8 protein-coding genes are annotated in these 11,524 nt (G+C 61.0%); 2 read left to right on the forward strand and 6 right to left on the reverse strand.

Annotated elements, in window-relative coordinates; translation table 11 throughout:
- Positions 1–81 precede the first annotated feature (81 nt).
- Complete coding sequence (locus HDF12_RS02650; RefSeq protein ID WP_179581029.1) at positions 82–1,746, reverse strand: hypothetical protein; 1,665 nt, start codon at positions 1,744–1,746, stop codon at positions 82–84.
- A 111-nt stretch (positions 1,747–1,857) separates the two neighbouring features.
- On the opposite strand from HDF12_RS02650, the gene HDF12_RS02655 reads away from it, so the two are divergent.
- Together HDF12_RS02655 and HDF12_RS02660 are read left to right on the forward strand one after the other, a co-directional pair.
- Complete coding sequence (locus tag HDF12_RS02655) at positions 1,858–2,670, forward strand: ATP-binding cassette domain-containing protein (RefSeq protein WP_179583275.1); 813 nt, start codon at positions 1,858–1,860, stop codon at positions 2,668–2,670.
- An 88-nt stretch (positions 2,671–2,758) separates the two neighbouring features.
- Positions 2,759–3,511 (forward strand): metallophosphoesterase family protein, encoded by a 753-nt coding sequence (locus tag HDF12_RS02660; RefSeq protein WP_179583277.1) that lies wholly within the window; start codon positions 2,759–2,761, stop codon positions 3,509–3,511.
- Between the two features lie 175 nt (positions 3,512–3,686).
- Here HDF12_RS02660 and HDF12_RS02665 read toward each other — a convergent pair whose 3' ends face one another.
- From HDF12_RS02665 to HDF12_RS02685, 5 genes are all read right to left on the reverse strand, one after another.
- A complete protein-coding gene (locus HDF12_RS02665; RefSeq protein WP_373563905.1) occupies positions 3,687–4,337 on the reverse strand; it encodes a DUF3313 domain-containing protein in 651 nt (216 codons plus the stop codon).
- 545 nt (positions 4,338–4,882) lie between these two features.
- The gene (locus HDF12_RS02670; protein WP_179581032.1) at positions 4,883–6,076 is read right to left on the reverse strand and encodes a glycoside hydrolase family 27 protein; all 1,194 of its coding nucleotides are present in this window, start codon (positions 6,074–6,076) and stop codon (positions 4,883–4,885) included.
- A 125-nt stretch (positions 6,077–6,201) separates the two neighbouring features.
- Positions 6,202–6,909 (reverse strand): NF038129 family PEP-CTERM protein, encoded by a 708-nt coding sequence (locus tag HDF12_RS02675; RefSeq protein WP_179581034.1) that lies wholly within the window; start codon positions 6,907–6,909, stop codon positions 6,202–6,204.
- Position 6,910: 1 nt separating this feature from the next.
- A complete protein-coding gene (locus tag HDF12_RS02680; protein WP_179581036.1) occupies positions 6,911–9,037 on the reverse strand; it encodes an FG-GAP repeat domain-containing protein in 2,127 nt (708 codons plus the stop codon).
- Positions 9,038–9,321: 284 nt separating this feature from the next.
- A complete protein-coding gene (locus HDF12_RS02685) occupies positions 9,322–11,292 on the reverse strand; it encodes an ABC-F family ATP-binding cassette domain-containing protein (protein WP_179581038.1) in 1,971 nt (656 codons plus the stop codon).
- Positions 11,293–11,524: the final 232 nt, after the last annotated feature.

Here is an 11,524-nt window from a genome sequence, read left to right on the forward strand (position 1 = left end):
AAACCGGTACAGGGTTAGGCTACTCCTGTGACGAGTGGGGCTCAAGCCTGTTGGACAAGATGCGTTGGTGGACTGCTGAATTTATTGTGTCGTGCCGGTGAGGAAGATCTGCTCGGAGTGCGAGGCGATGACGCGATAGAGGCCGAACTGGCGAGCGTTCTGGCCGCGCAGCTCGAAGAGCAGGCTGGCTCGGTTGCTGGCCTCGGCGTCGACGACATCGACGAAACGCATGAGAGGGGTGCGGTCGAGGTGGGCTGCGTCGGTGACACTTTGGATGGCTGGCTTGAGTTCGCCGAGGCCGTTGTCCTGAGCGACAATGGTGACGTAGCGGAGAGCTGCTCCGCTGCCCGCGGTGTGGGCGGAGTATACGTAGGTTGCGGCGCCGCCGTAGCTGAGGGTGTAGGCCTTGAGCTCTTCGTCAGAGAGAAGGATCGATGGGGGAGTGGGTGTAGCTCGGTGGGTGCGCGTGGTGGTTGTCGTCTTCTTTACTGCGGCGGCGGGGGGCGCAGCGGGAGGTTTGGTGCCCGGTGAGGCGTATGCGGCGAGTTGAGCTTGGGCCATGGCCTGCATCTTGGCGAGAACGGTTTTGTGCTGGGCGTCGTCCTCCCATTCGAGAGTGAAGGGGTGGGGGTCTCGGTTGGCGGCGTCGGAGACTGCTACCATCTGGTGCAGATTTTGGGGGATGCCGACGAGCTTTGGTAGATCGGTTTCGGTCATGGCGCTGGTGGGCTTGCCGCGATGGAGGTTGGGGCGGCTGGGATCGTCGTTGAGGTTGCCAGTTCCGGCGACGGAGTTGGTGTCGTGTGCTCTCTTTGCATCTTCGGCGGAGTGGCGCTTGAGGGTGGGACGGTCGGGGTCGTCGGATGGAGTAGGGGCGCTGGCGGTTGTCGATCCGGTGTCGGTGGTGGGGGTGTCCGAGGTTTGACGCTTCATGGTGGGACGGTCTGGATCGCCGGAAGTGGTGTTGGGAGTGCTGGATGTTGTGGTCGAGGTGTCGGTGCTGCCAGACCCGCGTTTCATTGTTGGACGGTCTGGGTCGTCGGCGGGAGTGCTGCCGGTTGATGCGGTTGTGGTGTCGGAGGTCGAGCTGTCGGAGCGGCGCTTCATGGTGGGACGATCTGGGTCGTCCGCAGAGGTTGAGCCTGTAGAGGTTGTTGAAGCGGAGGGAGTGCCTGAGTTGGAGGCGTCTGCGGCTGAGTTGTCGGATCGGCGCTTCATCGTTGGGCGATTCGGGTCGTCGTTGTTGCTCGCGTCGGTACTGATTTTAGCGTCGGCTTGATGGCTGGTGTCGCCTTTGGAGCCGGTGAGGACGGGCAGGGTCTTCGAGGGCTTGAGGGCTGCGGCTTTCTTTGGCGCGGCGAGGGGCTTGACGCTGCCGTAGCCGAACCAGCCGTCGTCGTAGGCGAGATCGCCGGTGGCCTCGACGGCTTGCAGGTGTTTTGCATAGGCGAGATCGAGATAACCTTTGTCGATGCCGGCGGTCTGGAGTTCGTAGACGTTGCCGCTGAGGAGGGCGAAGGGTACGGGGCGAGCGACGTAAATGCCGGCGTCTTCGAGCTTGCCATCGATGAAGAGAGAGACGGGAATAAGGCGGCTGGCCGTGGGCTTGGCGAAGTCGCCGGTCCACTCATAGACGCCGACTGCGCGGACGACCTGTTCGGGCTTGGCGACCTTGTGCATCTGTGCCCAGATGGGGCCGGTGAGAATCAAGGCGGCAAAGAGGATGCGATGGGGGATGTGTCTCATAGGCCTGTCATCGAGATTAGACGCTATCTGAGGGTCAAAGTCCTACCTGATTGCGGGAGGCATATTGAAGTTGCGCGACCGGTGGTGAGGATGTTCGCTACCATGCATGGTATGGGGTCTGCGATGTTGCTGGCGGTCAGAGAGTTGTCAGTGGGGTTTGGACGGCATGAGGCTGTTAAAGGGATTTCGTTCGAGATAAATGCCGGTGAGACGCTGGGATTGGTGGGGGAGTCGGGGTCGGGGAAGTCGGCGACCTCGCTGGCGGTGCTGAGGTTGTTGCCGGAGAGTGCGCGGGTGAGCGGGGCGATTCGATTCGATGGGGAGGAGCTGCTCTCGCTGTCTGAAGAGGCGATGCGGAGGCGTCGTGGGCGGGAGATTGCGATGATCTTTCAGGAGCCGATGACGGCGCTGAATCCGGTGATGCCGGTGGGTGCTCAGATTGGCGAGGCGGTGGCGGCGCATCATCCGGAGATGGGGCGGAGAGCAGTGAGGGCGCGGGTTCTGGAGGCGATGGATGAGGTTGGGTTGCCTGATGTTGAGCGGAGATCGAAGGACTATCCGCACCAGTTTTCGGGAGGGCAGAGGCAGAGGATTCTGATTGCTATGGCGATTGTGAACCGGCCGAGACTGCTGATCGCAGATGAGCCTACGACGGCACTGGATGTGACGGTGCAGGCGCAGATTCTGGAGCTGTTGAAGGCGTTACGCAGGGAGCATGAGCTGGCGATGCTGTTTATCTCTCATGATCTGGCCGTAGTGTCGCAGGTGGCCGATCGGGTTGCGGTGATGCAGCATGGCGAGATTGTGGAGCAGGCGGAGGCGGCGAAGTTATTTCTGAATCCGCAGCATGCTTATACGCGTAGGCTGCTGGCTTCGGCTCCGATGATGAAGACGGACCGGTCGAAGCCGCTGGCTTCGGTTTGACGGACGGAGTTGGGTGATTTCCCTGAACGGGTGAATGTCTATAGACTTGAGAATTGTGCCTTATGTGGTTTGGGGCCAATTTGACTGTATGCGCGCGCTGGTGATTTCAGACATTCACGGGAACCTCGAAGCATTGAACGCAGTTCTTGCCGCAGCAGAGCCGTATGACGTGCTGTGGAATTTGGGCGATGTGGTCGGGTATGGCGGAAGTCCGAATGAAGTGGTGGCGCTGATGCGGGCGAAGGCACAGGTGAATGTGCGCGGAAACCATGATCGGGTGTGCTGCGGGCTGACCTCGGCGGTGGGGTTTAACCCTGTGGCTAGAGCGGCTGCGGAGTGGACTAAGGCTGAGTTGACGGAGGAGAATCTGGCGTGGCTGAAGGCGATGCCGCAGGGTCCGGTAGTGCCGGAGCAGCTGGGTGTGACGTGTGTGCATGGGTCGCCATTGAATGAGGATCAGTACATTTTGAGCATGCGGGATGCGTGGGCTCCGTTGCAGCAGGCGGCGACGACGATCACGTTCTTTGGGCATACGCATCTGCAGGGTGGGTTTTCGCAGAAGGGTCATGAATGGCACGAGATCAGGGCGCAGTTCAGGACGAGGAACGCGGCGGAGAGCTGGAAGATGCTGATTCCAGAGGGGACGCGGCATCTGATCAATCCGGGATCGGTTGGGCAGCCGAGGGATTCGGACTGGCGGGCGGCGTTTGTGATTTATGACTCGGAGGCGCGGGAGATTATCTATCATCGCGTTCCGTATGACCTGACGGCGGCGCAGGGAAGGATATTGATGGCTGGGTTGCCGGAGCGGCTGGCGGCTCGGCTGCGCGAGGGAAGATAATTTTCTTGAGGTGGTTTTTGGTGGGGTTTTGCGAAAATGTGGGCGCAAAACGTGGTTTTTGGGTGGTAGGAACGTGGTTTTTTGCTGGTGAAACGTGGTGAGCGGATGGCTGTTTTGGGGTGGTTTAAAAACACGCCAACTTTTCGAGATTTTTTTTGACTTCTTTTTCCCGGCTTCAGGAGGAGTGGGCTTTATCCAGTCTCTGGCGGAAGTTCTTGGCCCAGGAGCGGAAGGCAGCGTCGATGTCGCCCCACTTCTCGAAGGCCTTGAGGCCGCTGAAGAACCTCCGACCGCTCTTGCTGGTCATGAAGGCCATCTCCACCTCTCCGGAAGCGGAGTCGACCATCTCGCCTTCGATGGAGACCTTGCCGACTTTTAGTCGCGGCACCAGTTCGCCTGCGCCGGGCGCGACCGCATGGGTCGCCACGGCAGTGGTTCCGGTTATGGCTGCGTTGGTCTTGGCGCCGTTGGGCTCCACGTTGGTGATGGCGAAGCGTAAGACCATGACGCCCGGCCCGGGCTCGGTTACGAGGTTGTAGCGGCCGGCCTCGAGTTCGTCCCTGATGGCCTTTGTGAAGTATTCCTCTAGCTTGGTCTGGTCTGCCGGGTTGATGTCTTTCTGCTGGACTTCGGGGACGAAGAAGACTTTGACGGGATCGAGGACGAAGGTGTCGGAGTTCATTAAGACGTCCGGGTTTTTGAAGTAGATCAGCCAGTCGGCGTTTGTCCGGTCGGGCTGAAGTCTGGAGTAGGTCTCGTCGGTCAGAAAGCCTGACTCGTGGGTGAGGAGCTTGTCCTGCTTCTTCGACGCTTCCTGCGCGTGGATGGGCGACGCGGCAAGAAGGCAGGCGGCCAGGACGGTAAGAGTTACGGCAGGTTTCAGGAGTTTCGATAGCGGGTCATTGGTTGGAATGGCTAAGCCTCGTCGATCTCGCTTGTCTTCAGAGGGTTGGATTCTGAATTGGATCTTCGAGTGGCCCGGCTACAATTGCGGCGCGGGCTATTCGGTCTGAGAGTGCGTCATGATTTTGAGGAATTTCGGATTTCCATTTGGTGCGAAATTGCGACGGGGCATTCGTGCAGTGGAGGTAAGAACAAAGGCAACGACGAATGCGGGGATCCTTCGCTGCGCTCAGGATGACGGCCCTTTTAAGGTGGGGTCCCTTTGGGGACGGGATGACGGCCTTTTGGGGCAGCATGGCGGTCCCTTGTGGGGACATGCATGGCGGCCCTTTGGATCAGAATGAAAGCCCCATGGGGGTAGGATGAAGGCCCTTGGGCCGGACGAAGGCCCCACGGGCAGATGACTGCCCCGTTTGGGAACGGATGAGGCGCGATTGCTGGGCTGGATGGGCGGACTGAGGCCAGCCTTTATTTGCTCAGGATGAGTAGGGCGACGCCGTGCTTTGGGATATTGCGGGAGTAGATGCCGGTGCGTTTCCCCAGATCTTTGTTCTCCCAGACGTCGTGGAGGGTCGCTCCTTGAGCGAAGCCGATTTGAGTCAGGTCGAGAGCTATGTCGCGTGAGTCTCCGGCGGTGTTGAACAGGCCGACAGCTACTCTTCCGTCGGCGAGGGGTTTGGTCCAGACGGAGAAGTCTCCGCGCTGGTAGAGGCGGGTGGCTTGCTTGCCGAGGGAGTCCTGATCGATTGCGATTGCCTCTTTGTTGAGGAGGATGCTTTTGTCTTCGGGGGTCATTTTGCTGAGATCGTTGCCGGCGAGCAGAGGCGCGGCGAGGAGTGCCCAGAGGCTCATGTGGGTTCGGTACTCGTCTGTGGTCATGTGGCCGTTGCCGACTTCGAGCATGTCGGGATCGTTCCAGTGACCGGGGCCGGCGAAGGGGGCGAGATCAGCTTGTTCGAGGCCGATGATGGTCATGCGGCCGTAGGTGTCGTTGATGTCGTCGGTGGTTCGCCACATCTGTGCGCCGACTTCCGGACCCCACTTCCAGACTTCTGCTACGCCGTACTGGCAGAGGCTGTAGAAGATCGGGCGGTTGGTTGCTTTGAGGGCGTCGCCCATCTTGCGGTAGGCGTCGATCATCATCTTGAAGGCGGCATCGGTGTTGCCGTTGTTCTTTGCGGTGAGCTCGCGCATGGGGTCCTGCATGGAGCAGAGGTCGTACTTGAGAAAGTCGACGCCCCATCCGGCGTACATCTTTGCGTCCTGGACCTCGTGGCCGAGGCTGCCTTCGAAACCTCCACAGGTCTTGGGGCCGGGCGAGGAGTAGATGCCGAACTTGAGACCCTTGGAATGGATGTAGTCGCCGAGTTTCTTCATGTCGGGAAAACGATCGTTGGGATGGAGTTCTCCGTTGGCGTCGCGGGTGCCCTGCCAGGTGTCGTCGACGTTGACGTAGATGTACCCGGCGTCGCGCATGCCGGTGGAGACGATGAGATCAGCTGCGGTTCGGACGTCCGCGTCGGTGACATGCTCTGCGAAGTGGTTCCAGCTATTCCAGCCCATTGGTGGGGTTGCGGCGAGAGTGGACTGGCCGCGCAGAGTTGGAGACTGGCCGATACAGAGAAGAACGAACGGGATCAGGACTGCTTTGCGAAGAACCATCGGTTGCCTCCGAGAACTAGAGAAGCATATACCGCCGGACGGTTTTCTCTTGCACAGACAGTCTTTGGTTGTCGGGATCTCGATGGGTCTTTGGCGAATTGAGCTTCGGGTGATGAGGTCGAAGGTCAGCTTCGGAGTCTTCTGCGGACGAGTGTGAGAGTTCCCGTGAGTCCGGTCGCGAGTAGGACGAGAGTGCTGGGCTCCGGCACCGCAGGCGGCGGGGTGAGATCGGTGATGGTGATGGCGGATGGGCCGCCGGTTGCGTCGAGGAAGGTCTGGGTGGTGACGGTGCCGTTGGTGTTCAGATTGAGGAGGCCGAGGAAGCCGTCGGGATTTGCGGTGAGGATGGGCGCCATATTGTCGTCGAAGAGGCTGATGGCGAAGGTGCTGCCAGAGAGTGAGGTGCCGTTGGGGGAGTCGACTGCGGGACCGCTGAGCCCGACGGTGAAGGTGATGGGAACACCGGCTGAGGGCAGGTAGATGCTGCCGAAGGCGTCGTTGTACGGGGTCTGGTTGTCGAAGCTGATATCGGTAGGGCCGCCTCCGAAGCCGTCGGAGACGTCTCCGGTGAGGGAAAAGCCGTAGTTGATGCAGCAGGTGGGCACGGAGGCGTCTGCGTAGGCGAGTTGCGTGCCGGGAAGCTGGCCGGGGTTGAACTGCAGATCGAGGAAGTACTCGAACTGGTCGCCGCTGGGGAGGGTTGAGGTGTCGATGGAGATGGAGTAGGTGTCCGCGTGAGCCGAAGGGGCGCAAGAGAGGATGAGGACGGCAAGGAGAGCGGCTGTATGGGCGAGGAAGCTGCGTGGGGTCTTGGTGGCTGAGGCGGTTTTCATGTCAGAGCGCTCCCGTGTAAGCGACGAGGGTGTAGGTGATGCTGGCGTTGAAGGGGTTGTTGAAACGGACGAGGATCTGCGCGGATTTGCCCGGGAGGAGTCCGCCGGGGATGGTGAAGAAGCCTTCGTTCTTTGGAACTGTGGGATTGGCGAGTGTGATGGTTGCGGGCAGGTTGGTGAATCCGATCTGGAGGGGGCCCGCGATGGCAGAGCTGCCGGTATTTGTGACGGTGAGGGTTCCGCTGTAGGTGTTGGTGACGCGGCTATAGACGAAGCCGGTGCTGGTGAAGTGGAGCTTTGCGGTGACGTTGGGGAAGGTGATGAGATCGAAGGGCGGGGAGGTGCTGGGCTTGTAGTCGGTCGATCCGGAGTAGTGGGCTGTCACGACGTGATCGGTGTCGGGCTGGAGGGGGATGTTGTCGATGGTGGCTTGTTTGGTGTGCTCGACGAGCTGAGTGAAGACGGTGGTAGAGAGGTTGTTGGTGTAGAGAAGGGACGCTACGTCGGGGATGCCGTCGCCGTTGTAGTCTCCGAGGGTGAAGCCCTGATAGGACAAGGTGTTTTGCGAGATGGGCGGCGAGGCGAAGCTGCCGTTGCCGTTGCCGAGGAGGATCTTCAGATTTGCGGGGCCGTTGGGTGCGGTTGCCGTGGAGGCGATGAGGACGTCCTCTTTTCCGTCGCCATTGAAGTCGGCTGCGGCTATCTGATAGGGCAGGGCGCCGGGCAGCGAGACAGGAGGTTTGAGCGCGAAGGTGCCGTCGCCGTTGCCGGTGAGGAGGTCGAGGGTGCTGTCGCTGTTGGCGACGATGAGATCGGGGATGCCGTCGTCGGTGAAGTCGGCTACGTCAAGCGAGTTGACGTAGTGCGGGTAGGGAATGGAGGACTTGAGAGTGAAGGTGCCGTCGCCGTCGCCGTTGCCGGTGTAGATGAGGATGGGATAGATGCCGGGCGAGGTGTAGTTCTCGGAGGTGGTGATGAGGTCAGGGATGCCGTCGCCGTTGAGGTCGCGAAGTACGGTGGGGGGCCAGGTGATGATGCTGGATGCAGGGACGGTGAGGGTGAAGGTGCCATCGCCTTTGCCGAGGAGAATAGCCGGATTGCTGAAGCTCTGGCTTCCGGAGAGCATGAGGTCGGGGATGCCGTCGCCATTGATGTCGGCTACAAGAACGGGTGGGCCGACGCAGGAGGGGATGGAAGTTGGGGTCTGGGCGGTGAAGGTGCCGTCGCCTTTGCCGAGCATGGGAGTGATGCTGCAGGAGAAGGCGTCGTAGACGGCGAGGTCGAGGATGCCGTCGCCGTTGAAGTCTCCGGAGGCGAAGGCGGGGGGGAACTCGGTGGTAAGGGGGACGGTGGTGGAGCGGAAGGTGCCGTCGCCGTTGCTGAGGAGGGTGACGAGGTTGCTGGTGCCGAGATTCTGGTCCTGGTTGTTGTCGTCGTAGGCAAGGGCGGCGAGGTCGGCGAGGCCGTCGTTGTTGAAGTCGCCGGAGAGGACCTGGAGGAAGCTGTTGGCGTAGGTGGCGAGGGTGAAGGGGGAGAGCTGCGCCTTGGTGGGCAGGGCATTGATAGAGGCTGTGCCGAGGGTGAGTGGGGTTCCGTTGTGGACAACGTCGGAGAAGGAGACTGTGCCGGTGAGAGGTGAGGTCCCGAGACCACCGACGATGGCGGAGAGGTTGGAGCGGCCGCTGGAGGCAGTGGTTGCTGTGACTGGGCCGACGGAGGATTCGCTGAGGCCGGTGATGGTGAGGGACTGCGTGGCAGAGGTGCTGGGTTGGCGGGGGACGGGGCTGTGAGGCGTTCCCTGAAAGACAGCTTTGAGGCTGTAGGTGTTGGGACTGAGGCGGAGGTGCAGCTTTGCGGTGCCGGCGGAGGTGAGCTGGGCGGTGCCGAGGATGGCGGCGTCCTCGCAGTGGGCGGCGTTGGCGTTACAGAAGAGGACGAGGCCGGGATGGACGGGAGAGCCGGCGGAGGTGACTCTCGCGGTGAGGACGATGGCTGTGTTGGTTCCGGCGGTGGAAGGGGAGATGGTGAGGGCGGTTTGGGTGGGTGTGGGCGCCTGTGCATGGAGCGTGGCCAGGAGAGCGAGGGTGATGGCGGATGTGCGAGAGAGCGACTTCCAGAGTGGTCTCATGATGACTCCTCGGCAACAGCAGACGAGCGAAGGAGATGCAGGTGGAATAGGACGGTTGCTGCTTTGGGCCGGTCTTCATGGCCGGTCTTTAGAGCCGGTCGATGATTCCGATCGGAATGCGTGTCTGCTGGATTACGTTTAGCTCCTCGAGACGGCGGGCCTCGAATTCTGGAGTTGCAGACACGGTAGCACGGGATGGCTTGGTTGGGTCATGCTCTTTGGATTAAGTTCTGAGCGTGTGGTGGGCGGGTGGGTTTGTCTGCTTGGGAAGAGAGAGGTGGCACTCAGGCCAGCTGCTGCTCTTCGAGGGTGAGGGAGAGGTCCTCCCATTCGGCGAGGAGGATGGTGCGTTTTGTGCGGAGGTCGTCGAGCTCGGCGGCGTCTCTCTGGGATTGATCGGCGGAGGTGAAGTTTCCTAGACGCTCCTCGGCGGCAGCGATGAGGGACTCGAGGCGGGGAATCTCTTCTTCGGCGTGGTGGAGGCGGTCTTCGAGCTGCTTGAGCTTGATTGGGTTGAGGCGTTTGATGTTTGCGTTTAGTACGGGTTCGGTGGTTGGCGCTGGGATTTCGACTACAGGCGGAGGTGTGGGTGTTGCGGCGAGCAAATTTGTGATCTGTTCGGTTACTTTTTCGGGGCCGCCCTGTTTGCGCCAGAGGTAGTCCTCGTAGTTGCCGGGGTAGATGTGGAGGCGGCGGTCTTCGACCTCGAAGACGCGAGTGGCCAGGCCGTCGATGAAGTAGCGGTCGTGCGAGACGAAGAGGACGGTGCCGGTGAAGTTGCGGATGGCGTCGAGGAGGACGTCTTTGGCGCGGAGATCGAGGTGGTTGGTGGGCTCGTCGAGGAGCAGGAAGTTGGAGGGCGAGACGAGCATCTTGGCCATCGCGTAACGGTTGCGTTCGCCGCCGGAGAGGACGCCGAGTTTCTTGAAGACGTCGTCGCCGGAGAACATGAAGCAGCCGAGGAGGGAGCGGAGTTCGACGACGGGGACTTTGGGGGCGGCGCCGCTGATGTCGTCGAGCATGCCGGCGGCGGGGTCGAGGACTTTGTACTGATCTTGCGCGAAGAAGTCGGAGAGGACGTTGTGGCCTTCGCGGATGGTGCCTGCGGTGGGTTCTTCCTGTCGGCTGAGTAGGCGGATGAGGGTGGATTTGCCTGCGCCGTTGGCGCCTACGAGAGCGATGCGGTCGCCGCGTTCGATGGTGAAGCTGAGGTCGTCGAGGATTAGTTTTTCGCCGCCGGTTGGCGTGGGGTAGATCTTTTTGAGGTTGTTGACTTCAAGGACGGTGCGGCCGCTTGCCGGGGGCTGCGGGATGGAGAAGTGAATGGTGGACTCGTCTTCGGGGACTTCGATGCGTTCGATCTTTTCGAGTTCCTTGATGCGGGACTGAACTTGCTTGGCCTTGGTGGCCTGGTAGCGGAAGCGATTGATGAAGGCTTCGAGGGCGTCGATGCGGTCGCGCTGATTCTTGTACGCATTCATCAGTTGCGTGCGGCGCTCTTCTTTTTGCGCGACGTACTTCTCGTAGTTGCCGTGGTAGGTGTGCATGCGCTTGTTCCAGAGTTCGACGGTTTTGTTGACGGTGACGTCGAGGAAGTAGCGGTCGTGCGAGATGAGGATGTAGGCGTTGGGATAGTCGTGGAGATAGGTTTCGAGCCAGTTGCGGGATTCGATGTCGAGGTGGTTGGTGGGCTCGTCGAGAAGGAGGAGGGAGGGTTTTTGGAGCAGGAGCTTGGCGAGCGCGATGCGCATCTGCCAGCCGCCGGAGAACTCTTCGGTGTTGCGGTCCCAGTCTTCTTTGGCGAAGCCGAGGCCGCCGAGGACGGCGCCTACCTGCGAGTCGAGGTTGTAGATGTCGTGGACGTGGAGCTGGTCGGCGATGTCGGAGTAGCGCTCGGCGGCGGTGGCGTACTCTTTCGATTTTGGGTCGGCCTCGGAGAGGGTGGTGGTGAGTTCGATGGACTCGCGCTCGAGCTCGTGGAGGTGGTCGAAGACGGAGAGGCATTCGGAGAAGACGGTGCGGCCGCGGAGGGCGAGGCCGTCCTGCGGGAGATAGCCGAGGGTGACGCCTTTGTTGCGGGTGATGGTGCCGTAGTCGAGGGACTCGATGCCGCCGATGATCTTGAGGAGGGTGGATTTGCCGGTGCCGTTGCCGCCGACCAGACCTGTGCGCTCGTCTGGGTTGATGAGCCAGTTCGCGTCTTCGAAGAGGAGTTTTTGGCCGAAGCGTTTGCCGGCTGCTGAGAGTTGGAGCATTCTGCTTCTATTTTCTCATTGGAGCGTGAAACGCGTGTGTGTCCTGCGGACGGGCGCCCTGCGCGGGCGGCGGTCACTTCGTGACTTGTGTACCGGTCTTGGCGGGTCATCTGCACAGGGCCTCCCGTTGGTCGGCACGGAATTTAGTTTGCGACCAGCGGGAGCACCTCGCGAAGCAATTGTGGGTCACGAAGTGACCGCTGCCCGCGCAGGGCGCTCGTCCGGCAGGACA

The organism is Tunturiibacter gelidiferens (genome assembly GCF_013410115.1).
Classification (GTDB): domain Bacteria; phylum Acidobacteriota; class Terriglobia; order Terriglobales; family Acidobacteriaceae; genus Edaphobacter; species Edaphobacter gelidiferens.